The organism is Niabella aurantiaca DSM 17617, from assembly GCF_000374125.1.
In the GTDB taxonomy this organism is placed as follows: domain Bacteria; phylum Bacteroidota; class Bacteroidia; order Chitinophagales; family Chitinophagaceae; genus Niabella; species Niabella aurantiaca.
The window spans coordinates 43,515-65,418 of record NZ_KB893646.1 but is presented as its reverse complement, the minus strand read 5'-3'; the positions used below and the strand labels follow the sequence as shown (position 1 = coordinate 65,418).

At 48.0% G+C, this 21,904-nt stretch carries 23 protein-coding genes; 12 read left to right on the top strand and 11 right to left on the bottom strand.

Going from position 1 to position 21,904, the window contains the following annotated elements:
- Positions 1-122 precede the first annotated feature (122 nt).
- The 4 genes from B160_RS0123145 to B160_RS0123130 form a co-directional block, all read right to left on the bottom strand.
- Positions 123-3,638, bottom strand: a complete 3,516-nt coding sequence (locus tag B160_RS0123145; RefSeq protein WP_018630333.1) for an ABC transporter permease/M1 family aminopeptidase — start codon at positions 3,636-3,638, stop codon at positions 123-125.
- Positions 3,623-4,504, bottom strand: coding sequence for an ABC transporter ATP-binding protein (locus tag B160_RS0123140; RefSeq protein WP_018630332.1), 882 nt, complete (start codon positions 4,502-4,504; stop codon positions 3,623-3,625). Before B160_RS0123140 ends, B160_RS0123145 begins: the two co-directional genes overlap by 16 nt.
- 80 nt (positions 4,505-4,584) lie before the next feature.
- On the bottom strand, positions 4,585-4,770 hold the full coding sequence (locus tag B160_RS0123135) for a helix-turn-helix domain-containing protein (protein WP_245562268.1): 186 nt from the start codon (positions 4,768-4,770) through the stop codon (positions 4,585-4,587).
- A gap of 30 nt (positions 4,771-4,800) precedes the next feature.
- Positions 4,801-5,319, bottom strand: a complete 519-nt coding sequence (locus tag B160_RS0123130; protein ID WP_018630330.1) for a DUF2975 domain-containing protein — start codon at positions 5,317-5,319, stop codon at positions 4,801-4,803.
- A 213-nt stretch (positions 5,320-5,532) separates the two neighbouring features.
- Here B160_RS0123130 and B160_RS30865 point away from each other — a divergent pair, with 213 nt between their 5' ends.
- From B160_RS30865 to B160_RS0123115, 3 genes are read left to right on the top strand one after another with little or no spacing between them, the layout of a single operon-like run.
- Positions 5,533-6,240: a hypothetical protein gene (locus B160_RS30865; protein ID WP_018630329.1), complete on the top strand. Its 708-nt coding sequence runs from the start codon at positions 5,533-5,535 to the stop codon at positions 6,238-6,240.
- A 9-nt stretch (positions 6,241-6,249) separates the two neighbouring features.
- Positions 6,250-7,359, top strand: coding sequence for a hypothetical protein (locus tag B160_RS0123120; RefSeq protein WP_018630328.1), 1,110 nt, complete (start codon positions 6,250-6,252; stop codon positions 7,357-7,359).
- A gap of 27 nt (positions 7,360-7,386) precedes the next feature.
- Positions 7,387-8,403, top strand: coding sequence for a hypothetical protein (locus B160_RS0123115; RefSeq protein ID WP_018630327.1), 1,017 nt, complete (start codon positions 7,387-7,389; stop codon positions 8,401-8,403).
- Positions 8,404-8,691: 288 nt separating this feature from the next.
- Here B160_RS0123115 and B160_RS0123110 read toward each other — a convergent pair whose 3' ends face one another.
- Together B160_RS0123110 and B160_RS0123105 are read right to left on the bottom strand one after the other, a co-directional pair.
- Positions 8,692-9,171, bottom strand: a complete 480-nt coding sequence (locus tag B160_RS0123110) for a hypothetical protein (RefSeq protein ID WP_040680356.1) — start codon at positions 9,169-9,171, stop codon at positions 8,692-8,694.
- Between the two features lie 290 nt (positions 9,172-9,461).
- The gene (locus tag B160_RS0123105; RefSeq protein WP_018630325.1) at positions 9,462-10,154 is read right to left on the bottom strand and encodes a DUF4290 domain-containing protein; all 693 of its coding nucleotides are present in this window, start codon (positions 10,152-10,154) and stop codon (positions 9,462-9,464) included.
- Positions 10,155-10,366: 212 nt separating this feature from the next.
- Between B160_RS0123105 and B160_RS0123100 the strand changes: the two genes are divergently transcribed.
- From B160_RS0123100 to B160_RS0123065, 8 genes are all read left to right on the top strand, one after another.
- A complete protein-coding gene (locus B160_RS0123100) occupies positions 10,367-11,359 on the top strand; it encodes a glycosyltransferase family protein (protein WP_157558200.1) in 993 nt (330 codons plus the stop codon).
- A gap of 41 nt (positions 11,360-11,400) precedes the next feature.
- Entirely contained in the window at positions 11,401-11,748 is a 348-nt protein-coding gene (gldC, locus tag B160_RS0123095) for a gliding motility protein GldC (RefSeq protein ID WP_018630323.1), read from the top strand.
- A 60-nt stretch (positions 11,749-11,808) separates the two neighbouring features.
- Complete coding sequence (locus tag B160_RS0123090) at positions 11,809-12,261, top strand: GatB/YqeY domain-containing protein (RefSeq protein WP_018630322.1); 453 nt, start codon at positions 11,809-11,811, stop codon at positions 12,259-12,261.
- Positions 12,262-12,270: 9 nt separating this feature from the next.
- Positions 12,271-12,786, top strand: a complete 516-nt coding sequence (locus B160_RS0123085) for a CvpA family protein (RefSeq protein ID WP_018630321.1) — start codon at positions 12,271-12,273, stop codon at positions 12,784-12,786.
- A gap of 127 nt (positions 12,787-12,913) precedes the next feature.
- Positions 12,914-13,696: an alpha/beta fold hydrolase gene (locus B160_RS0123080; protein ID WP_018630320.1), complete on the top strand. Its 783-nt coding sequence runs from the start codon at positions 12,914-12,916 to the stop codon at positions 13,694-13,696.
- Between the two features lie 32 nt (positions 13,697-13,728).
- The gene (locus B160_RS0123075) at positions 13,729-14,388 is read left to right on the top strand and encodes a CBS domain-containing protein (RefSeq protein WP_018630319.1); all 660 of its coding nucleotides are present in this window, start codon (positions 13,729-13,731) and stop codon (positions 14,386-14,388) included.
- Between the two features lie 27 nt (positions 14,389-14,415).
- On the top strand, positions 14,416-15,903 hold the full coding sequence (locus B160_RS0123070) for a POTRA domain-containing protein (RefSeq protein ID WP_018630318.1): 1,488 nt from the start codon (positions 14,416-14,418) through the stop codon (positions 15,901-15,903).
- A gap of 1 nt (position 15,904) precedes the next feature.
- Positions 15,905-16,783 (top strand): NAD kinase, encoded by an 879-nt coding sequence (locus B160_RS0123065; RefSeq protein ID WP_026309966.1) that lies wholly within the window; start codon positions 15,905-15,907, stop codon positions 16,781-16,783.
- Here B160_RS0123065 and B160_RS0123060 read toward each other — a convergent pair.
- Positions 16,780-18,318 carry a sulfatase family protein gene (locus B160_RS0123060; RefSeq protein ID WP_018630316.1) on the bottom strand — a complete coding sequence of 513 codons (1,539 nt, stop codon included), beginning with the start codon at positions 18,316-18,318 and terminating at the stop codon, positions 16,780-16,782. The genes B160_RS0123065 and B160_RS0123060 overlap by 4 nt on opposite strands.
- A 65-nt stretch (positions 18,319-18,383) precedes the next feature.
- Entirely contained in the window at positions 18,384-18,821 is a 438-nt protein-coding gene (locus B160_RS0123055) for a hypothetical protein (RefSeq protein ID WP_018630315.1), read from the bottom strand.
- 101 nt (positions 18,822-18,922) lie between these two features.
- Here B160_RS0123055 and B160_RS30860 point away from each other — a divergent pair, with 101 nt between their 5' ends.
- Positions 18,923-19,129, top strand: coding sequence for a hypothetical protein (locus B160_RS30860; RefSeq protein ID WP_051107231.1), 207 nt, complete (start codon positions 18,923-18,925; stop codon positions 19,127-19,129).
- 93 nt (positions 19,130-19,222) lie between these two features.
- Here B160_RS30860 and B160_RS0123045 read toward each other — a convergent pair whose 3' ends face one another.
- Genes B160_RS0123045 through B160_RS0123035 form a run of 3 tightly spaced genes read right to left on the bottom strand, consistent with a single transcriptional unit; the run spans position 19,223 to position 21,809 of the window.
- Positions 19,223-19,855 carry a ribonuclease HII gene (locus B160_RS0123045; protein WP_018630313.1) on the bottom strand — a complete coding sequence of 211 codons (633 nt, stop codon included), beginning with the start codon at positions 19,853-19,855 and terminating at the stop codon, positions 19,223-19,225.
- Positions 19,852-20,751: a diacylglycerol/lipid kinase family protein gene (locus B160_RS0123040; RefSeq protein WP_018630312.1), complete on the bottom strand. Its 900-nt coding sequence runs from the start codon at positions 20,749-20,751 to the stop codon at positions 19,852-19,854. Before B160_RS0123040 ends, B160_RS0123045 begins: the two co-directional genes overlap by 4 nt.
- Before the next feature lie 8 nt (positions 20,752-20,759).
- A complete protein-coding gene (locus B160_RS0123035) occupies positions 20,760-21,809 on the bottom strand; it encodes a 3-oxoacyl-ACP synthase III family protein (protein ID WP_018630311.1) in 1,050 nt (349 codons plus the stop codon).
- Between the last annotated feature and the right edge of the window lie 95 nt (positions 21,810-21,904).

The window sequence follows — 21,904 nt, the reverse complement described above, 5'->3', positions numbered from 1 at the left end:
ATTAAACCTGTCAGATCTTTGGGACCTGACGGGTCTTTCAAAAAAGCACTCCGGAAGGGGTGCTTTTTTTATTGCTGTCAGGTATCTGTTTTACATATAAAGGACTGGCTGCGCAAATACTCTTAAAGGATTGTTACAGCTTTCTCTTTTGTTTCGTCTGAACGGTTCAGGAATCTGAGGTCCGGGTCCAGCACTACCCGCAGGGGTTTTTCTGTAAAAGATAAAGTGGTCTGGATACGGTTGTGGACCGGCTGCAGCACTCGTTTTTGGGTGCTGCCCCCGGGAAAAGCGATCAGCGCTGTAACGGGTTCGTTAAAAGGAATTACGGCTTCATTTCCGGTTCCATCTTCTTTGTATTTCGTGACTGCTGCATCGAGGTTCAGGGCGTAAGTGTTGTTTGCCTGCCTGCTTGCCGTAGCGGTTTCCAGTACGAGGTCGTAGGTAACGATCTGCCGGAACCATTCATCCAGTTTTGCCGTGTCGGAGGGCAATGCAACGGCATACAGCGCCTCCAGCAGGTCGGTGGAAACCGGTACCGGATGTGGAAAAGCATGTTGCTGATAAAAGTTCCTTAAGGCCCGGTTGACCCGCGCTTCACCCAGGAGCAGGTAAAGCTGGTACATAACTACCATTCCCTTGTCGTAGGAGAGATAAGGCTGGGCGGGGTTCAGCAGGAACAGGGGCGGTTCGTCGGATTGGTTGCGGCTGCTGAGGTACAGATCCTTGTGCACATGCACCCGGTTGGCAAGCACGTCTGCTCCATACATTTGTTTATAGCACATCAGTTCCGTGTACATGGCGAGTGTTTCCGTCATCAGCGTGCTGCCCTGCCGTTCATCCGGCGCAATGCCGCTGTTGCCCCACCATGCGTGCGCTGTTTCATGGCTCACCATTTCATTGACGATGTCCCTGGCAGGATCTTTACCGATCACATTGCGGTACCCGAATGCTTCGTTGATGAATAGACTTCCGGGGTATGCGGTCCCGGCAAAGCCCCTGGTAAGCGCTGAAATTTCTATAAACCGGGCAGTTGAAAACGGGTAGGGGCCAATGTTAGCTGTGCAATAGGCGATACTCCGGCGCGCAGTATTCATCAGGTGATCGATGTTCCGGGAATGCTCCGGATCATAATATACTTCAATAACGGTGTTGCCCTGCTTTTGTTTTTTAACAGCATAATGGGCCGATGCCACCGCAAACCGGAACGGCACCGGTACAGGTGTTTTATAATGATAATAGTTGCGGGACCCTTTTTTCCATTGTTTTACCAGCTCGCCTATGCTGACGGCGGTCTGGTGATCATCAACGGATACCACGGCTTCAAAGTGCACAAAACCTGCATCCTTTTTCCGGGGAGATGATAAGGCCGGCAGCCAGTCGGTGGTATCCAGGCCATATTTTTTACGCTCCCGTTTTTCTTCGATCTCATTACTGTTATTGTACCCTGGCACCGGAAAATACCGGCTGATGCGGATAAAGCTCCCGTTCCGGACAATTGTATTGAATCCCGCTGCTGGTTTAAAAGGCGAGCCCTCATATTCAAAAGCGAATTGCAGGCTCATACTGTCGTCTGGCATTAACGGGCGCACAAGCTTAAATACATAATAACCGTATAAGGAATCTGCTGTGATAAGTTCTCCATTGTCCAGCTGCCACCGGCGCCAGCTCATTTCCTTGTCGCCATACATATAGAGCGTGTCGATGGGAGCTTTTGTCTGATTCACCATCCGGTAATTTCCCCGGACCCTGTAACCGGCTTTCTCGGGATAAAGATCGATCTCCGCGGAAACATCGGTGATCAAAGGCTGGGGTCTGTTTGCAATAAATGCATATTTCTTTTCGTAGGAGATTTTCCAGTCTGTAAGGGACTGCCTGCTAAATGACGGCGTGTTGATGAAAATAAGGGTGCCTGCGTAAAAAGCGGTAATGGTAAGCATTCCGTATATACCAGCCTTCCATAACCACGGTCTCTGGCCGGTGGTAGCGGTTCCCTGCCTGAAAGCAGCCGTAATCATAAAAAGTAGCAGCGTAACGGAAGACCCGTATACCATTTTAACGTGAAAGGCAGAAAGACCGTTACCAAAACCATTCATTTCGCTGTAGGCGCCCTGGAACGTATTGGCAAAGCGCAGCAGCGGATGCCTGATGCCAAACAGGTTACCCATACTGGTGTTCGTCAGCAGCACTACCATACCTGCAACTATGATACCGGCATATTTATTCCTGAGCAGCGCTTGTATACAAATGATCAGTCCGGCATTCAGGAACAGGGGCAGTCCGATAAGGTAAAAAAGCGATCCATACAGTGCCCAGTCAACAGGAGCATTACTTTTTATGAACTGTATCAACACTCCCATACCCATACCTGCCAGTAACAGCAGGAGGATTACAGGCAACAGCGACAGCCATTTCGAAACGAGCAGTACAACCGGGGGAACGGCGGTCGTATTTTCCAATGCATCAAAACGGGTATTGCGGCTACGCCAGAAAAGCTCATTCCCATAGAACACCAGCACCATCAGGGCTACCAGCGGCAGTTCCGAAAGAATGCCTTTTATGAGGACCGCGGTAGTGGCCAGGTGCTCCGGTATGCGGCTATTGCCATTGATATCACTAAATGTTTCAATGCTCATAAAACCCACCCAACCGGCAAGGATCAGCCAGATGGGAATGCTTTTGATAATGTTGTTCCACCCGATGGATACCAGGCTGCACACGCATTGCAGATAATAACGCCAGGAAGCAGTATGGGTAGCTACGGGATGGTAGCTTGCATGGGAAACAGCGGGCGACCGGCGTTGTCGTCGGTTTCCGGCCTCCTGCTGCGGTTGCAGTACGAATTTTTTATAAGCCACCAAAAGGAGCAGGCCCGATATCGCAAGGTAAAGCAGCCGGTTGATCAGCAGGCTGCCATTCAGTTGCAACAGCTCGATATTGCGCTGAAGCGCACTCCAGTAGCGGGTTTGCTCCAGGAAGGCTGATATGCCGAACGGATCTGCCAATGCCGCCATACGCATGGCGGAAGCCGGCATGGGGGTACTGTTGGCAATAATGGGCGAGTTGGCATAAAAGGAGATGCCCCAATAGAGAAAATAGATCAGTATACCGGAGGCATACACCAGCATCTTGTTCCTGGCAAATAACCCGATGCTTGCCGCCACTGCAGTACAAAAAAGGATATTAGGGAGCAACAGAATAAAAAAGGGATGAAGATAACGCAGGGGATATATCGCATCAACATCGCCGGAATGCCGCCCGGTTAATAGATGCCCCATCATCATACCGGTTATTAAAAGCATGTAACAAATGATGTTTACCAGGAAAATAATGCCGAACCGGCTCCATACATACGGGCCTTTGCGGACCGGTGTGGCGTAAAGAATGGTTTCAAAACGACTGTCTTTTTCGCGGAACAGAGTCTGTGCGGCCAGTATCGTGGTGGAAAAGATGCACAATAAGGACAGGATCCCTATAATATAGTTCAATACATAAGTGCCGTTTTTAAAGGTATTGGGAAACGGGAAGCGTGCTACGGTGCCGGCAAGCAACCCCAGCAATACAAAAAAGAGCAGCAGCACATAAAACGATCGTTTCCTGCTGATGAGCAGCCATTCAAATCGGATTAACCGCAGGAACATAATTCAGGATTGAGTTGAGTAAAGTAAACGTCTTCCAGGTCAGCTTGTTTGGGCATAAACCCGTCTCCGGGATCGTGTTCCGCGTAAATATTGATGTGCAGCTTTCCTGCCATAAAATGCGACGAAATAGCCCGGTACGACTGTTGCAGGAGCGCCTCTTTGAGGATCCGCTTTGACCATATTTTACCATTGAGCACGCTTATAAAATCGTCAGGACGGCCTGTTGCAACCAGACTGCCATTGTTAATGATGGCCATTTTTGTGCAGAGATTGCGCACGTCTTCTACCAGGTGGGTGGAGAGGATCACGATCACCTGTTCCCCGATCTCGCTAAGCAGGTTATTAAAGCGGTTGCGTTCTTCCGGATCCAGCCCTGCGGTAGGTTCATCCACAATGATCAGTTGCGGGTTGCCCAGCAGGGCCTGCGCAATGCCAAAACGCTGCCGCATTCCCCCGGAGAAGCTGCTTACCGCTTTGTCTTTATGCGTATAAAGATTGGTTCGTTGCAGCAATGCACCGATCTGTTCTTTGCGTTCCGCTTTGTGCGTTATACCTTTCAGGGTCGCCAGATGATCCAGCAATTTGAAGGCAGACAACCGGGGGTATACACCAAAGTCCTGGGGCAGGTAACCCAGTTGTTTTTTGATGAGCACGGAACCCGGTGCAACGGTGCTGCCGTTAAAAAGGATACGGCCGGAGTCCGGTGACTGCAATCCGGCAATGGTACGCATCAGCGAAGATTTTCCTGCACCGTTGGGCCCCAGCAGGCCAAACATTCCGTTGGAGAGTTTCAGGGAAATATCGTTAAGGGCCTTTACCCCGCCGGGATAGGTTTTACTAAGCTGTTCAATAGTAAGACAGTTCATATGATCAGGTTTTAAAAGACAATAAAATCCCTCGCAGCCTTACGGCCGCATTTTTTTTATCCAGTGCTGCTATGATGGATTTAGCTTTCTTCTTCTATATATTCCAGTATATCCCCAGGCTGGCATTTCAGTGCTTTACAGATGGCCTCCAGCGAGTCGAAGCGAATGCCCTTGGCCTTGCCTGTTTTTAATATGGATAAATTGGCTGGTGTAACGTTTAAAATTTCGGCCAATTCCTTTGATTGCATCTTACGTTTTGCAAGCATTACATCAAGGTTTATGATAATTGGCATGGTCTAAAAAATTAAGTCTTGTTCGTTTTGCAATTGTACACCCCGGCTGAAGATAACGGCCATAAAATAAGCAAAGATGCCCAATACCCAATGCAGTACGGCAAGAATGACAATAATGGCCACTTCGTAATTATCGGCCAGATGCCGTACCAGGAAAGGGATCGGAGCCAGGAAATTGAGCAGGTAAAACACTTTCAGCCGTCGCACACCTTTTGTGGTAAAAAATTTCTGTTCCCGGAATGTTTTAAAAATATTGCCAAGCATCCAGAAAAAAACGCCATATAAACCGATAAAGGCAAACATTTCGAAAATATAGATAAACCGGTATTCATCACCCCTTAAAAAAGCTATGGCCGTAAACGGATAGTGCAACTCAAAATGCTGCCCGCCATCTACCGGATGCACCAGCTGATGCGGGAACAGGAAGCAAATAATAATATACAAAGCAGTGGCCAGATAAGGAATGGCCAGCAGTCTTGATAAGTATAGCAGGCCCGTGGCAAGGATACGAACTTTTTGCATTGACTAATTATTTCTGTAAAGATATAATTAATTATCGCAAAACAATAATTAGTTTCTATTTTATTTAATTTTTTACCTTACACCTGTTAAAACCGGCCGGATCCCGGAGCCGGCGCCCTCTTTTTAGCAACTTACCGGCGACGGCATTCCATTCGCCGCCGGGGTACCGCTTTTTCTGTGTAGTTTTTGTATTTTAGCTTAGATTTATTGAATATGGATACAAAGCCTGGCAAGAGTAGCTTCGGAATCCTCCGGAATATTAAAAGACTGATTTTTGAAGATGAGCACCCCGGAACTCCGGAACCCGCTCCCACGCCACCGGCCGCACCCGAAAAAACACCGGAGTCTGCGGCGGTAACCCCCGTTCCCGTTTATACAAAACCGGTTACTGCATCGTCGGTCCCTGGTTCCGATCTTAAGGAAATGAAGGGAAAGGTGCTGGACCTGCTTGAAAAATTAAATGAAGAAGGGTTGGATTTTTTCGAGGTCTGGAATGCGGCTGCAGCTATGGGAGCGATAGATGCCGTTTCGATCAAGGCCGCATTTACTTCGCTGAAATATGTGGACAAATCACTCACCAAAGAGAAACTGTTAAGCAGTGCACGGAACTATGCTGTGAAAATACAGGAGGTTATTGACCAGGATGTGACGCAAAAACAATATCAGAAACAAACGGTTCAGAATAGCCTGGTGAGCGAAAAACAGCTGCTTGAAAAAGAAATGGGCGGGTTGGAAGCAAAGATCAGGGAATTGCAGACCCAATTATCCTCAAAACAACAGTCCTACAAAAAACTGGATGGAAAATATGAAGATCAGTTGCAGGATATCGATCAGAAAATATCCGTTGGTAGGGCCGCCGTGCATGAAGTGGTCAATGATATTCAAAAAGCGATCGCGATTATTGAACAGAACATAAACTAAAATTGACATATGGCAGAAAAAGCACAGGTAATAAACATCCCGGCAGAGATCAAAAGTCAGCTGCCTATTTTTCAGGTGCTGGGCGATAAATTACCGGCCCAGGTAATGACACCCGAAGGAAAGAAGACGATCTCCTCCATTTTTTTCTGGGCACTGGTGATCGGCGGTGCGTTTGCATTTTTCAAGTACCTGCCGGTATTGCTGGACTATGCGCAGAAAAGCGTATTGCTGGTGATCTTTGGTATCCTGCTGATCACCCTGTTGTTGCTGGCACCAAAGATCGTTTCCCTGTTGCACCGGCTGGGAACCGTATTGCTGTTTAAGGGGGAGAAGGAAATTATACGGAAGAACCCGATCGAAACGCTTCAATTGCTGGAGCGTGATGCAAAAGACACACTGAAAAGGGTAAAGAACAAAATTGCCAATGTGGATGGTGTGCGCATCGACATGATCGCCAGCGGTGAGAATGCGCAAAAAACGGCGGAAGAAAAGTATCAGTATGCAAGACGTTTTACTGCAGAAGCCGCTGACCTTGAAGAGAAAGCAAAACAGGCAGCGGCCGGCGGCAGCAACGAAAAAGCCAACGCGTTGAACCGGGATGCGAAAGAAACCCGGACCAAAGCGTTCCTGCTGGGTAAAGAGGGCGAGTCCGAGGAGCAAAATGCCCGCAGCTATGCCCAATATGCCAACCAGTTCAGCAAAGTGCTGGAAGTGTTAAAGGACAACGAGAGTGCCGCCCGGATCTACGTCAGCACGTTGAACAGCAGTATCTCCATCATAGCAAAGAAGCTGGAAGCTACCCAGAAAATGAAAAGTGCCACCGAAGGACTTGCGGATGTGTTTAACATTAAAGACGGATGGGCCTTCCAGGAAGCTATGAACGCGGCTACGGGAGCCATTAGCCAGAACATTGCTTCCATCCGGTCCAACCTGGATTTCCTGGATCAGAACAACAACATTACCGTAGGCGGAACGCCTTCCCAAAGCGAGCTGGAAGCGTTTATCAAAAAAGTAGATGAACGCAATCTGAAAGTGCTGAACGTGACGGAAATGGCCGATGCCGGTTACGAGCTGAAGTCCGAAGAAAAGGTGGACAGAGGCTTTTCGCTGCTGGATTAATCAAACAACAAAACACAGACACATACTATGGAACAAAGATCAACCTGGTCGCGTTTGCGCTGGCCTATTAAAGCGTTTATTATTGCCATTCCCATTTTCCTGATCGGCTATTGGGGGTATAAAAGCGGGGTATTTAACAGCCACGATGACGCAGCGGCCCAAACAACTGCCACTACAGCCGGGGAAGGCGGTGAGGATGTTCGTCCCTCGGAATCAACAACGTCTTCTGCCTCCGGGCGAACGTTTAACTATGAGCCGGAAAAGCCAGTGAATGGCGAACTGAAGGGTGTGGTAGAGGTAGGAGCTTCCGGCTTTAATTCTTTCATCATAAATATGGATGCTGAAAAACGCTGGGAGATCGTATCGAAAGATTTTGGCCAGTCCTTTGCCTATGAAGGAATGGCTACCACGGAAGACATCCGCGCCGGTCTGAAAAAATACATCGGTGATATGTTTGATAAGGGAGTACGCTCAAAAAATGTACATTTTGTGATCAGCTCCGGGGCGCAGAAAGAGCCCAAAACGAAGATTATTGCCTCCGAGTTAAAAAAGATGGGCTATGTGGTCAATCTGGTAACGCCGGATCAGGAAGGTAAGCTGGCGCTGAAGTCGGTATTGCCCAGGGCCTACAATGATAATGCTTTTGTGGCGGATATTGGTTCCGGCAATACCAAGATCTCCTGGGTGGGCACCGGCGGGGCTGTACAGGCGCTGGAAACACCGGGGGCCAAGTATTATGAGAAGGGGTTAAAAGATGATGCGATATATAACGAGGTGAAAACCGAGGCTGCAAAGATTCCTTCTGATAAACGGGAAGTATGTTTTATCCTGGGCGGTGTTCCCTTTGAGCTGGCAAAAGAGATCCGGAAGGGGGAAGAGCGGTACACAGTGCTGAATGATCCGGAATCTTATCGTCCTGATAAGGCAAAAACAAAAAGCGGCGTGAACATTTACAAAGCGATCAGGGACGCGACCAATTGCGATACGTTTGTATTTGACTGGGATGCAAACTTTACCATTGGTTTCTTGCTGTCATTGAAATAGAATATCACAGGATGGAAGAGAGGCCTGGTTACAGCTGTAATCGGGCCTCTCTTCTGTATTATTATCGGGCAACCAAACGGAAAAATATATAAGGGACTGTTCAATGTGCGGTCTTCATCCGGGCATGGGAAGCGGCCGTTTTAGCGGCCATAAAAAACCTTACATTAAATGATTTTGTGAATACGCCCTGCGTGCCGCCATTGGCCAGGAAAAGCAGCTATCAAAATAGATAAGGCCCGGCTATAATCGCAGCCAGGCCTTATCTTATCTTTCTGGCACCTATAGATCTTAAAATTTATAGGCAAACGTTGCGGACCGGCTGCCCATGTCCAAAGACATCCGCTTTGAATATTTTTTCAGCCGGTTATTGCCAATGGCCCACATGGTAATGCCGCCGCCCAGGGCGGTAATGCCGCCGGCAATGCCCATTACTCCCGCCACAATTTTTGCTTCGCCGGGGGTGTCAGTAGTATAATAGTCATACCCGTTGTTGCTTTGATCTTCTCCGGCAGCGATCAGCGCTATACCTCCGGCGATGCAGGCAATGCCTCCGCTGGTTAAAATAATGCCGGACCTTCTTAGCTTTTGCCAGCGCTCAGCGTTTTTTTCTGCCCGGAAATAAACGGGACTTTGAACCTGGAAGCTTGTTTTCAACTGCGGATCTTTTAAGAGGAGCGGAGATGAAGGAATTGCTGTTTTTGCAAGGTCATTTTGTGCCCCGGCGGTAATGGTAACACCCATTGCCATAAGCAGTAGTAGCTTTTTCATGTTGACTGTGTTTTGTGTTAAGATAAGTTTGAGAAACAGTTTAAGTTTTTGACCGGCAGCTGAACGAAGATACCCATTCGAACACCAGCAACCATTAAGGGGTTAAGAAGCCTTAAGAAACACAAGCGACTGAACAGGTCTTAATGGTTGAAAAAATTTATATTTAAACAGCTTCTGACGAAAATAGTTGTTTTTTAAAAAAGAGGCGCTCAAAGATTCTGTTAAATAAAAAAGACCGGGAGACCGGCCTTTTTTAAAAAAAGATCTGACCTGAGCATCAGGCCATCAATTTATAAAAAGCGCTTCTTTTTGAAATTGCTGTTCCCGTTCCCGTTGCGGCGGTTGTTATTGTTGTTTCCGTTGCCACCGTTTCCGTTCCGTTGCTGGAACTTGTTGCGTTTATTGTTAAAATTGCTGCGTTCCCTGTCGCGGTTGTTCTCCGGGCGGAATACTTTTACACTGGGCGTATTGGTAAAGGTGAGCTGACCGTTCGTGATATCGCTCAGTTCACTTTGGATGGCATCATCGTGCACTATTTCCTTGTGCCAGTTGCTATACGCCAGTTTCATGTAATAGGCAATGCTATTGGCAAAGCCCTGCCTTTTATCAGGGTCTGTTTCCGCCAGCGCCTTTTCGATCAGCCCTTCGAGGTTGGATCCCAGGTGCGCCAGCTTGGAGCTGCGGGTAGGGTAAGGGATGGGATCAGGCTTGGCCCTCAGCTCTTCCGGGGTAGGTTTCGGATAGGGGGCATCCACTTCCAGCCGAAAATCGGAGATCTGGAAAAGATGGTCCCACAATTTATGTTTGTAATCTTCTACGTTCTTCAAAGAAGGGTTCAGGATACCCATCAGCTCAATAACAGCCTGGGCATTTTTTTCTCTTTTTTCGGTGTCTTCAATGGTCAGGATGTATTCTACCATCTTCTGCACATTACGGCCATACTCCCGTATGATCAGTTGATTCCTTGTTGTATTATATTCCATAAAAATGTTTGGGATCGCTCAAATGTATGTAAGTTCAAATATTCCGGATACGTATTATACCTTTGCAGCTGAATACAAAGATAAACAAATTCAGTTTATTTGAACAGAAATTTCATCTAATCCAGGATACCGTCGTGCCAGTAGCAGTTTATAGCCGGAATTTAAAAAATGATCATTTTTTTGATCCGAACAATATTTTGATAATTAACGCTTTGCAGCAGTATTTGCCCCAGCAGCTCCTGGTCTTTTCTCCGGAAAAGACAGCAGGGTTCCCGGAAGTGTATCCTGGTATCCGGGTAGTTGCCCTTTCGGAAAAAAAAGCCGGTTTCTGGCGCCGGCTGCTGGTTAAAAAGCGGATCCTTCCCCGGCTGCTAAAGAAAAGCAGGACCCGGGCCCTGCTGTTGCTGGATGCAAAGGATGTGCTCCGGACGCGGGTTCCGCAGTTCCTGCTGATGAAGGACACAGCGATACATGCACAAACAGATTTTCCAGCCCTGCAAAAATTAGCAGGCATCGTGGTCAGTTCCGGCGCTCTTAGGGATGCGATGGTAAAAAGAAGCGGCCTGGCTCCGGACAGGATCATCGTGGTAGAAGGGCTGCTGACGCCGGGGATAAAGCCGCTGGAAGCTGCCGGGCAGTTTGCATTTAAAGACCGGGTAACGGAAGGCCGGGAATTCTTTATCTGCGCCGATGTGCATTGGAGCGGGGAACAGTTGCGAACGCTCCTCAAAGCTTTTTCCCGGTTTAAAAAGATGCAGCAATCCGGTTGGAAGCTGGTCATCACTCAAAGAGGGCATCATCCCGGATCTGCTTTCGGTGCGGTCTTTAACGCCCTGGACACCTACAAATACCGGGAGGATGTGGTCCTTTTTGAAAGCTCCGGGGCGGCGGGTTATACAGCAGCGCTTGGTGCGGCCTATGCCGCCGTTACCTTCCAGCAAGATGAAGGGTTTCCTGCAGTGGCCTGCGAAGCGCTCGTCAGCGATGTTCCTGTTATTGCTCCTGTATCGCAAAGAGAACGGCTCGGTACCGGTGTTTTTTTATTTGACGCAGCAGATGAAGCCTCGCTTGGCAGTCAGCTGATGGAGCTGTATAAAAATGAAGCGCTGCGCCGGCAATTTTTGCAGCAGCGCTCCGGAAACCCCGTAAAGCTGGTGCCCGGGGCCGGATTGGAGCTTCTGAAAAAACGCCTGTTGCAGGCCTGAAGCCGAATGCTTACATTTGCGGTTTCTAACAGATCACAAACATGAAATCTACGATCACAATAAATGTTGAACTGGACGAAGATAAAATTCCGTCTGAAATAAGCTGGAACGCCACCGCCAGTACGGCCGAAAAAGAAAAAAGGGCCAAGGCCATCATGTTGTCCTTATGGGATGGAGCAGAAAAGGCTGCATTGCGGATCGATCTGTGGACCAAAGAAATGATGGTTGATGAAATGGCGGATTTCTTTTACCAGTCGCTGATGACCATGGCCGATACGTATGGCCGCGCCACCCAGTATCACGATCAGGTAAAAGAAATGAAAGATTTTGCGCAGGAGTTTTATAAAAGATTCCAGGAAAAACAATTGGAGCAACAGAAAGCAACGTAACGCTGAGCACTGAATGCTGATAGCTGAAATCTCAAATCCGAAATCTCAAATCTCAATAACATGTCATTAGAACAAACCATTAATGAAGATATAAAAAAAGCCATGCTGGCGAAGGAAGAAGTGGCATTGCGCAGCTTAAGAGCCGTAAAAGCAGCCATATTGCTGGCTAAAACGGCGGAAGGAGCCAAAGAAAGTCTGTCTGCAGATGATGAAATCAAGCTGGTACAGAAACTGGTAAAGCAGCGCCGGGACTCTTTGGAGATCTTTGAAAAACAAAACCGGCCGGACCTGGCCCAAAAGGAAAAGGAAGAAATAGAAGTGCTGGAACGCTACCTTCCGGCACAGCTCAGTCTCGATGAGCTCAAACCCCTTATCGCGGCGTTTATCGCACAAACGGGTGCCACAGGTCCCGCGGATATGGGAAAAGTGATGGGACAGGCATCAAAAGAGCTGGCCGGTAAAGCCGATGGAAAAACAATCGCAGCAGTGGTGAAAGAACTGCTGGCTAAATAAGATCACTGGATGATCATTGATCTTGTTTTTGTAATTCTTTTATGCCTGGCCGTTTTTAAAGGGTACCGAAAAGGGTTGATCGTTGGGCTTTTTTCTTGCCTGGCGCTTGTTATTGGCCTGGCCGCGGCAATGAAGCTATCCTCTGTAGTTGCCGGTAAAATTGGTACGATCGTAAAGTTGTCCGACAAATGGCTGCCGGTTGTTGCTTTTGTGGTGGTATTGCTGGGGGTGGTCCTGCTGGTAAAGTGGCTGGCGAAATTGCTTCAGTTTTCTGTAGAAAAGATCATGCTCGGATGGGTGAACCGGTTAGGAGGTATTTTGCTGTTTGCCATGCTTTATGTTGCGGTTTATGCGATCCTTCTGTTTTATCTTAATCAACTGCATTTGCTGCCGGATACCACAGTTGCGGGGTCTGCTACTTTTGGTTTCATACAGCAGTTTGGAAAACGGGTAATCGATACCATCGGCATCCTGATTCCTGCATTCCGGAACCTGTTTGAGCAACTGGAACAGTTTTTTAGTTGAAAAATTAATAATTTAACTATTGTTTTCCCGGTATTTTTTTTATAGAATTCAATACTTTTATATAAATTAACATCTTGATTCATTATTAAAATCAATATATTAGCAGCTATATTGCTATAACTAAGGAATGGAATACGAAATAAAACAGCACGATAAGTTTAGATACATTGAGGAAGGCGAGGGACAAACGCTGGTGCTGTTGCATGGTTTGTTTGGAGCTTTAAGCAATTTTAGTGATCTGATCAATTTTTTTAAAAATCACGTTAAGGTAGTAGTACCCATGCTTCCGCTGCTGGAAATGGATATCCTGAATACCAGCGTAAGCGGCCTGGCCAAATATGTGCATAAATTTATAGAGACCCGCGGATACGATAATGTACACCTGCTGGGAAATTCATTGGGGGGGCATGTAGGCCTGGTATATCTTTTGAGGAACGAGCCCAAGGTAGTGAAGTCGTTGATCCTTACCGGAAGTTCGGGGCTTTTTGAGAATGGGATGGGCGACAGTTATCCCAAAAGGGGCGACAGGGAATACATCCGGAAAAAGACTGAATACACATTCTATGACCCCGCAATGGCAACGGAAGAACTGGTGGATGAAGTGTTTGACATTACCAATAACCGGCTGAAAGTGATCAAGATCATTGCCCTGGCCAAAAGCGCCATCCGCAATAATCTGGGGGAGGAGTTGAACAGGATCACCATCCCGGCGCTTTTGATATGGGGCAGGAATGATAATATTACCCCGCCATTTGTAGCCGAAGAGTTTAAAAAACTCCTTCCCAACAGCGAGCTTCATTTTATTGACCAATGCGGCCACGCGCCCATGATGGAAGTCCCTGCTGAGTTTAATAAAATTTTGCTTAATTTTTTACAAAGACTGGGGGCGGTTGCAACAAAAGTCTCCTGAAAGTGGTCTAACCTGTAAAGGCAGGCAGCATCATGTTAGTTAAAGATTTATCATTTGAGGCATTGCCACAATTAAAATTGTCGGACCGGGTTTATCAGGTATTGAGCCTGATGCAGGAGCACCATGTAGTAGACCTTGCAGTGACCAACGAAGGCAAGCTGGCCGGACTGGTTAATGAAAACGTATTGCTGGATGTGGATGATGAACTTTCGATCGGGGAAATGCCACAACCGTTAAGCAACTACTCGGTAAAGGAAGATGAGCATTTTTTGAAAGCGTTCGCCCTGGCCAGCGCCCATCACTTATCGGTGGTGCCGGTGGTAGATAAAGAAAACAATTTTATGGGCGCCATCGAATCCGGCACCCTTGCAGAATATGTGGCGGATTTTCTGCAGCTCCAGGACCCCGGGGCACTGATAGTGCTGGAAATTGACTCGAATCAATATTCGTTTTCCGAAATAACAAAGATTGTAGAGGCGAACGATGCCCGGATCACACAATTGAATACCCGGCGTATACGGGAGCGGAGTGTACTTGAAGTTACGATTCGTATTAATAAACTGGAGGTCTCGGATATTGTGAGTAGTTTCCAACGGTATGATTATCTTGTTAAGTATTATTTTGGGGAAGAATTATACACAAACGAACTAAAGGAGAATTACGAGAACCTGATGAACTACCTGAATATATAGCACCCGTAATTATCTTTTGATGTGAAAATGTTGTCCCTGAAAAATAGTTTTCTCCCACTTATCCTTATCTTATCAGGGTGTTACTCCGCTATATTTGCGCAGGTCGATACGACTGCTGCGGGCGCAAAAGATATCAATAAGGCTTCCCCCGTTACAGAAAACGACCCGAAAATTGACAGCCTGCCGCATTCCATGGATCAGGCATTCATCATCCGGAATATTGTATTTGAGGGGAATCGGAAAACCCAGGATACCATCCTGCTGAGAGAACTGCCCTTTAAAAAAGGGGATTCCATCCTGCTGAAAAATGTGCCGGAACTCTTTGAACTGGCAAAAACACGGATCCTGAACCTGAACCTGTTCCAGAAAGGAAATGTATCGGTATTGCTGTTTGACCCGCCTTATGTAGACATCAGAATCAGGGTAACGGAGAAATTGTACCTGCTGCCGTTTCCCTATTTTAAACCGGTAGACCGGAACCTGAACCAATGGCTGTTTGAAAAGGGAGCCAGTACTGCGAGGGTCGATTATGGTGTGAAACTGCTGTGGGACAATGTAACAGGTAGTAATGATAAGCTGCGTTTTTATTTTATAACGGGTTATACCAGGCAGCTGAGCTTTGGTTACCAGCGGCCTTATATCGACAAAAAGTTAAAATGGGGGATCAATGTTCAGGTAGCTCTGGGAAAAAACCATGAAGTGCTGTATAATACCGTCAACGACAAACAGCAGTTTATAAAGGACTCCGGTTTTTTGAGAAACTTTTTCGACAGTAAGCTCGAGTTCTCTTACCGGAAAAAGATCTATACGACACATTACTTTGGCCTGGGCTTTCATTCCCTCCGGCTGGGCGATACGGTATTCAGTCTGAATCCCAATGTGATCAATCACAGCGGCAGGCAGATAAAATACGGAGAACTGTACTACCGGATGCGTTATGAGAATGTAGACTATACGCCTTACCCTACCCAGGGTCATGCGGCGGAGATCTTCGTATCCAAACAGGGATTTAATAACTCCATGAACCTTTGGCAGCTAACCGCAAAAAGCGTAGGCTACTGGCGGCTGGGCAGGCTTTCCTATTATAGCCTGGGCGCCAGCGGTACGATAAAAGTTCCGTTTAAACAACCTTATTACAACCAGCAGTTGCTGGGGTATGGCGACATGTTCCTGCGGGGGTACGAATACTATGTGATCGACGGGGTAGCCGGCGGTTTCGTGAATGCCTCCCTGGCCACAAGGCTCACCAATTTTAGCTTTTCCCTCCCTTTTCTAAGACGGCAGTTTCCCGAAGCCGTGCCGCTCAAAATTTACAGCAAAATATTCGGTAATGCGGGCTATGTGTACAATCCGCATCCCGGGCCGGGTAACAGGTTACCTAACAGGCTCCTGTTTGGCGGTGGTATCGGGTTTGATATTTTTACGATTAACAACGTTACTTTAAAAGTAGAGTTCTCTTACAACCATTTAGGCGAAAACGGTATATATTTACAGAAGAAGGAGGATGTTTTTTAGAATGACAATAGCCGTTTACAGCCGGGGTATTGACCAGTTGCAGCTGGAAGATGTAAGAACATTTTTTCAGGAACTGGACGCCTATGGTCTCAGCTATACCGTGTTCCGTCCTTTTTTTGAGGAAATACAGGCAGACATGGGGCTGGATGCGCAGACCCGGGTTTTTGAAAAGACAGCAGACCTCTCTATGGATGTGGAATGCATTGTAAGCCTGGGCGGCGATGGTACCTTGCTGGACACCGTAGCGCTGATCATGGACAAGCCCATTGCCATTATGGGCATTAATTTTGGCAGACTGGGGTTCCTCTCCAGCATTGGCCGCGATAACCTGAGACTGGCCATAAAATCGCTGGCCTTAAGAACGTATGTGACCGAGCAGCGTACGTTGGTACATTTGGATGCAGATATGCCCCTGTTTGGAGAGAAACCCTTTGGGCTGAATGAATTTGCCATACACAAAAGAGATACCGCTTCCATGCTGAAGATCCATACCTATATCAACGGCGAATTTCTGAATGTGTACTGGGCCGATGGCCTGGTGGTGGCAACACCCACCGGCTCCACAGGATATTCCCTGAGCTGCGGCGGCCCCATCGTTTTTCCGGACTCGGGTAATTTCGTCATTACGCCCGTAGCTCCGCATCACCTCAATATGCGCTCGCTCGTAGTGAACGACAACAGCATCATTTCATTCGATATAGAGAGCCGGTCAGAAGACATCATCTGCGCATTGGATTCGAGGAAAGAGATCGTTACCAGGAATGTATCGCTTGCCGTAAAGAAAGAGTCCTTCACGATATCCCTGGTGCGCCTGAGCGAGAATAATTTCCTGCAAACATTGCAGACCAAGCTGATCTGGGGCCTCGACAGGAGGAATTAATCCGCTACCGGCGTATCAAAGATGACCCTGGCCTCCGCATCCTTATATTGATCGATCAACGCCGCCAGCTGGCTCTTAAGATCCGCCACAATTTTAACAGATGCGGGGTCGTCATAAATGTTTTTTAGCTCATGCGGATCTTTTTGAAGATCGAACAGCTCCCATGCAGCCACTTTTTTGTAGAAGCGGATCAGCTTATACCGCTTTGTTTTAATCCCGAAATGAGGGGAAACGGAATGTTCGCCGTTTTCGTAATAGTGATAATACATGGCCTTTCGCGGTGTGTAGGCCTGCTTTTTCAAAAGCGGCAGAAAGGACAGGCCCTGCATGGTTTCCGGCACATTTCCCTTACCGGCCTGTATCAGTGTAGGCGCCATATCCAGGTTCATGATGAAATCGGTGATCTTTGTGCCGGGTTTGATCACGCCCGGATAGCGCATGACCATGGGGGTCCGGAAGGATTCTTCATACATGAACCGCTTGTCGAACCAGCCGTGCTCGCCCATATAAAAACCCTGGTCCGACATATAAATAACAATCGTATTTTTGGCCAGATCATGTTTGTCCAGGTATTGCAGCAGCGCATTGATGTTCCGGTCCAGTGATTTTGCGGTGGACAGGTAGTCTTTCATATAGCGCTGGAACTTCCACTCGGTCAGCGCTTTCCCCGATAATTTCTTTGCCACGAATTCCTGTTTGATCCCATCGTAATAGGCATCCCATTTTTTTCGCTGTTCCGGCGTCATCCGGCTGATGGCGCGCATTTTATTTTCAGCTTCCCGGGAGGGGAACACTTTCAGATCCTGGGCCAGGCGCAGGGTTTTTTCAATGGTCATATCCTGCACCTGTGCTGCTTTGCGGGTGTCGTAGTTATCATAAAAAGTAGCCGGTAGGGGAAAGGTCCGCCGGTCAAAAGCCCCCAGGTCCTGCAGGTCCGGCATCCATACCCGGTGGGTTGCCTTATGGCCTACAACCAGGCAAAAAGGTTTATTGGGGTCCCGGTCGTTCAGCCACTGTTCAGACAGCTGTGTAATAACGTTGGATACATAACCCTCATACCGTTTGCGGGTGCCCCCCGATGAGATGAAATCCGGATTGTAGTATTCACCCTGTCCGGGGAGTATTTCATAATAGTTGAATCCTTGTGGGGTGTTGTTCCCAAGATGCATTTTGCCCACCCAGGCTGTTTGGTAACCGGCCGCCTGCAGCTGCTTTACAAAGAGATCCTGGTTGAAATTGAAGTTGGATTGCATATTGTCCCTGAACCCGTTCAGATGGCTGTACCTGCCGGAAAGAATGGTTGCCCGGCTGGGGCCACAGAGCGAATTGGTTGCGTAGGCATTGGTAAACAATGCACCTTCCCGGGCAAGCCGGTCAATACCCGGCGTTTGGGTCAGTTTGCTTCCGTATGCGCTGATCGTTTGATAGGCATGGTCGTCCGAAATGATGAACAGGATATTGGGTTGCCGGCTGGTTTGTGCGCCGCAGCACAGATGGACAATGGTAAAGACAATCGCTGGGAGAAAATGTTTCATCGGCTAAAGATAAAAAAAGCACCGGAAATATTCCCGGTGCTTCCGTGAATTTGTTCTTGTGACAACTAAGAACCAGACTCGGAGCTTTCCTCTTTATCCCCGTTGTCCTTATCTTTTTTCTTTTTCTTTTTAAAAGGATTGGGCGGTTTGGGCGGATGGGGCGGACGCCGGTCTTCCCGCTCTATTGTTGCCTCTTTTGTATTGTCCTTCGATCCCTCGGATGCGGTTTCTTTTTTACCCTCCTTTTCTTCCTTGTTCTTAACATGGCGCTCATGTTCCCCTTTCCAGAAATCACGCTGGTCATTTCCTACTTTTTTCCAGAACTCCTTCTGGCGTTCGTGGCGTTCCTCCGTGGTTTCTTTCTTATCGGCCTTTGCTTTTTTGGAACCGGATCTTTCTGTTTTTGTGTCGTCCTTTGTATCATCCGTTTTTTTGGAATCCTGCGCGTAGGAGGCGGTCAGCATTCCAAAACCAAGCAGTAAAAGAAAAATTGTTTTTTTCATATATCTGTTTCATTTTAAAATAGTAAATACGCAAACCCGTTGTCAAATTTATTGAGAAACCGGCAATCCTGCTATACCTGATTCCGGGTATATTTACGGGTGTGGCGGAAGCGGGGGCCGTGGTGGCAATGGAGGCAATGGAGGCCGGGGCGGGTGTTGCGGACGCCGGTGCCGCACGGGGCGATACTGGGCGTGCTTCTTTTTATCATATTTTTTATGATGCTGCTTTTTGGATTTGTAGTGATGGGGCGCGTGCGGCCTGGGCGGATGCGGTGGCCTGGGCGGGCGCGGCTGGGCATATGAGGTGAAGATCGCACATACAACAATCAGTATTAACAGAAATATTTTTTTCATATTTTATGGATTTACAGATACATCCGGTACATTCAAAATCGATGCCATTAGTCTTCAAATAATGGCGGCTGCCCCGGTAAAATGTTAAAACTTTTCCGGTGGTGCCTGCAGATCCCCAGTGCTTCTATTGCCTGCCGGTGTGCAGGGGTACCATATCCTTTGTTTGAGATCCAGTTATAATGAGGAAATTCTTCGTGGATCCGTTGCATATAGGCATCCCGGTAGGTTTTGGCCAGGATGCTTGCCGCGGCTATATGTGCATATTTTCCATCGCCTTTAACAATGCAGGCGTAGGGTACCCGGCGGTACGGTACAAAATAATTACCGTCAACGGCAATGAACGCAGCCCCGGGATTCAGGGCATCCAGCGCCAGGTGCATGGCTTTTTGAGCGGCTTTCAGGATATTGGTGGCATCGATCTCCTCCACGCCCACCTGGGCCACCGCATAGGCAACGGCGTTTTCTTCAATGTGATACCGCAGCTCTGTACGGATCTCCGGTTTCAGCAGTTTGCTGTCGTTCAGCAGGGGATGATAAAAGTTTTCAGGAAGGATAACAGCGGCCGCAAATACGGGTCCTGCATAACAGCCCCGGCCCGCTTCATCGCAGCCGGCTTCCAAAAGGTCCTGCTGGTGGGTCAGCAGCAGGCGGGGAAGGCTATCCTGCTCTTTTTGTATCATTGTACCAGCAGTTTAAAGCTGTTCTTTTCAATTTCTATGCTTAATTTCTTTTCGGTATTTACCGGCTCGCCATCGATATGCATGGGCGCCTCACTCCAGTTGCTGATGCGGATGGTTTCCGTTTGAAAGTAAATGATCCCCCGTTTTTTCCGGACCTCTTCTACGGTCCGTACCTTGTTCATGCCGCCCACCTGTATCAGCGTGTTGTAAAGCATGGCCATTTTTGATTGTTCGGTAACGATCACCACATCCAGCAGGCCGTCATTCAGACTGGCCTTGGGCGCAATGGTAAAATGATTGCCAAACTGGTTGCTGTTGGCGATGCTGATAAAGTACGCCTCGGTTTCAAACCTTTTTTCCGCCAGTTTTATTTTGAAGGAATACGGCCGGGCGCCAAAAAAATTTTTGAAAACCTGGTTCACGTAAGTCATCAATCCCCGTTGTGGCTGGTTGGCAAAATCGTGTGCCACCTTTGCATCAAAACCCAGCCCACAGAGCATACAGGCAAACTTACCGTTTACCCGAAAGCCATCAACCGGAATGCTTTTATTTTTAAAGATGATCGTCAGCGCTTTTTGCGGGGTCTTGGGGATCCCCGCTCCAAATGCCAGGCCGTTTCCGGAGCCGGACGGAATGATCCCGAATTGCACCGGCAGATGCTTCAGACTGTCTACCACCTGGTTTACGGTTCCATCGCCGCCAATGATCACAATATCTGTGTACTGCTCATCCGTAATGGTATCGTACAGGAAAGAATAATCGCCATTGGCGACCGAAGGGAAAAACGAGAAGGGAATCCCGGCCCGCAATGTTTCCTTTGCAACGACGCTGGAAACCTTGTCCTTCGATTTAGTGCCCGATATCGGATTAACGATGTAACCTATTTTTCTTTTCATGCGGTGATCTACCATTTTAACAAGGCGCTTCCCCAGGTAAATCCGCTGCCAAAGGCTGCCAGACATACCAGGTCCTTTTCTTTAACCCGGCCTTTTTCCCAGGCTTCGCACAAAGCTAAGGGAACGGACGCGGCTGTGGTATTTCCATATTTTTGTATATTGTTAAAAACCTGGTCGTCGCGTAGCTTCAGCGTTTGCTGTACAAACTGGGAAATACGCAGGTTGGCCTGGTGCGGGATCAGTAACTGCAGGTCTTCCGGTTTGTGCTCATTGGCGTTAAGGGCTTCCATAATGACCTCCGGCAATTTTACCACGGCCTTTTTGAACACGGCCTGTCCGTCCATATAAGGATAAAAGTCTTCCTTATTTAAAAGATCCGGGGTAATGAAAACGCCGCCGTATTTTTTTTCAGGCACGGGCGGCCGCCATTCTGGGCGATGCACGCCGCAGTGGAAACCAGGGTTGGGCATGCTCAACACCTCGGCAGCCGAGCCGTCGCTATGCAGATGTGTGCTTAAAATTCCCCTGCCGGTATCTTTGGAGGGCTGCAATATTACCGCTCCCGCTCCGTCCCCAAAAATAACCGATACATTCCGCCCCCGGGTAGAAAAATCCATGGCATAGGAGTGTACTTCTGCCCCGATCAGCAGGATATTCCGGTACATACCTGTTTTAATGAACTGGTCGGCTACGCTCAATCCATATAAAAAGCCGCTGCATTGGTTGCGTACATCCAATGCGCCTACGTCCTTTAACCCCAGCAGGCGCTGCACCAGCACTCCGCAGCCGGGGAAGAAGTAGTCCGGGCTAAGCGTGGCAAAGATCACAAAGTCGATGTCATCAACGGCAATGCCCGCCCGTTCAACAGCGATCTTGGCCGCTGCCGCCCCGATCGTTGCGGTCGTTTGCTCAAAACGGCGTGCATAACGCCGCTCTTTGATACCGGTACGCTCCTGTATCCATTGGTCGCTGGTGTCCATAAACTGAACGAGCTCTGCGTTGGTCACCACATTATCAGGCACATAGCTACCAATACCGGCAATAATGGTCCGATTCATAAAACAAATGCTTGTAAGCAGCAAGATAAAATATTTAAGCCGAATACGGATTGACAACAACTGTTCCGGTGGCAAATAATTTAAGAAGGGGATTA

Coding starts and splice junctions, on each gene's coding strand:
- B160_RS0123060 (WP_018630316.1), bottom strand. CDS start 18,318: ATGAAACATTTTCTCCCAGCGATTGTCTTTACCATTGTCCATCTGTGC.
- B160_RS0123035 (WP_018630311.1), bottom strand. CDS start 21,809: ATGAATCGGACCATTATTGCCGGTATTGGTAGCTATGTGCCTGATAAT.
- B160_RS0123040 (WP_018630312.1), bottom strand. CDS start 20,751: ATGAAAAGAAAAATAGGTTACATCGTTAATCCGATATCGGGCACTAAA.
- B160_RS0123130 (WP_018630330.1), bottom strand. CDS start 5,319: ATGCAAAAAGTTCGTATCCTTGCCACGGGCCTGCTATACTTATCAAGA.
- B160_RS0123085 (WP_018630321.1), top strand. CDS start 12,271: ATGATCATTGATCTTGTTTTTGTAATTCTTTTATGCCTGGCCGTTTTT.
- B160_RS0123145 (WP_018630333.1), bottom strand. CDS start 3,638: ATGTTCCTGCGGTTAATCCGATTTGAATGGCTGCTCATCAGCAGGAAA.
- B160_RS0123055 (WP_018630315.1), bottom strand. CDS start 18,821: ATGAAAAAAACAATTTTTCTTTTACTGCTTGGTTTTGGAATGCTGACC.
- B160_RS0123135 (WP_245562268.1), bottom strand. CDS start 4,770: ATGCTTGCAAAACGTAAGATGCAATCAAAGGAATTGGCCGAAATTTTA.
- B160_RS0123110 (WP_040680356.1), bottom strand. CDS start 9,171: ATGAAAAAGCTACTACTGCTTATGGCAATGGGTGTTACCATTACCGCC.
- B160_RS0123115 (WP_018630327.1), top strand. CDS start 7,387: ATGGAACAAAGATCAACCTGGTCGCGTTTGCGCTGGCCTATTAAAGCG.
- B160_RS0123070 (WP_018630318.1), top strand. CDS start 14,416: ATGTTGTCCCTGAAAAATAGTTTTCTCCCACTTATCCTTATCTTATCA.
- B160_RS0123120 (WP_018630328.1), top strand. CDS start 6,250: ATGGCAGAAAAAGCACAGGTAATAAACATCCCGGCAGAGATCAAAAGT.
- B160_RS0123140 (WP_018630332.1), bottom strand. CDS start 4,504: ATGAACTGTCTTACTATTGAACAGCTTAGTAAAACCTATCCCGGCGGG.
- gldC (WP_018630323.1), top strand. CDS start 11,401: ATGAAATCTACGATCACAATAAATGTTGAACTGGACGAAGATAAAATT.
- B160_RS0123105 (WP_018630325.1), bottom strand. CDS start 10,154: ATGGAATATAATACAACAAGGAATCAACTGATCATACGGGAGTATGGC.
- B160_RS0123065 (WP_026309966.1), top strand. CDS start 15,905: ATGACAATAGCCGTTTACAGCCGGGGTATTGACCAGTTGCAGCTGGAA.
- B160_RS0123075 (WP_018630319.1), top strand. CDS start 13,729: ATGTTAGTTAAAGATTTATCATTTGAGGCATTGCCACAATTAAAATTG.
- B160_RS0123080 (WP_018630320.1), top strand. CDS start 12,914: ATGGAATACGAAATAAAACAGCACGATAAGTTTAGATACATTGAGGAA.
- B160_RS0123090 (WP_018630322.1), top strand. CDS start 11,809: ATGTCATTAGAACAAACCATTAATGAAGATATAAAAAAAGCCATGCTG.
- B160_RS30865 (WP_018630329.1), top strand. CDS start 5,533: ATGGATACAAAGCCTGGCAAGAGTAGCTTCGGAATCCTCCGGAATATT.
- B160_RS0123045 (WP_018630313.1), bottom strand. CDS start 19,855: ATGATACAAAAAGAGCAGGATAGCCTTCCCCGCCTGCTGCTGACCCAC.